General features: G+C 56.1%; 2 pseudogenes. Both read right to left on the bottom strand.

What is annotated here, in order from left to right:
- Positions 1-213, bottom strand: a pseudogene (locus AC5ZGW_RS46595) (hypothetical protein); the annotation flags it as partial.
- A 57-nt stretch (positions 214-270) separates the two neighbouring features.
- Positions 271-797: pseudogene (locus AC5ZGW_RS46590) on the bottom strand (PIN domain-containing protein); the annotation flags it as partial.

Genomic DNA, 797 nt, shown 5'->3' with positions numbered 1-797 from the left:
AAACCCGCCGGTGATATAAACGCGAACGTCGGGCTCGCCCGCCGTAAGTCCCGTGACTTTGGCTTCCATGCGCTCGCGTCGCGAACGCTTGGCTCGGTTCATATCACCGGCGCAGGTGATCGGAAGCCCGGCGTCTTCGAGCGCGTGAAGGCGAGCAATGACTTCCGCCTGATAGCGCCACTCGGGGATGTTGTTGACGATGCGGGTTTCCATGCCCGCAATGTGACGCAGATCGCCACGTCGAGAGAGACCGATCCGGTCTCCGTCAGGTCAGGTATCTAGCATGTCCCAATCATCGCCTAATACCCACCGCAGCGCAGACAGCTTCCCGTTCATCATACCCCAGTCAAACTTCGAGTACGGACCAAGGGTCTCCTTGCCGTATTTATTATCTACCCTAGCCGCGGACTTTAGGGCGCCCTCCCAAATGTCCGCCTGAATGAGGTTCTTTCGCTTGGGCCAGGGTACATCAGGCAGCTTCGGAACGATCTTCTCCTTGCCAATTTCGATCTTGTACCGGGAAACCATGTGCCGGTCGTACCAAATCCGATCCATCAGCTCCTCAATTGCATCTAAGATATCGCTAGTGCTGCGGATCGGCTGTTCGAAAGACTCGTCCAGCCAAGGCACAGCATTCTTTAGGTGCAACGCGTCCAGCGCGTCGCCAATGCTGATAAAATATCGGGATTTGATTTTGGAGAAAAATGCAGCAAGGTCCGGGTGCGGAAGCTTGCTGTTACCGTTCGGAGCGCTGAAGTCGCGTGTGTTGTGTGTCACGAAGGCAAAGCGATCACCCG

The sequence above is a fragment of the Bradyrhizobium sp. Crot121 genome (genome assembly GCF_059512385.1).
Note: the sequence above shows the minus strand (reverse complement) of the source record. Positions and strands in the feature narration are given on the sequence as shown.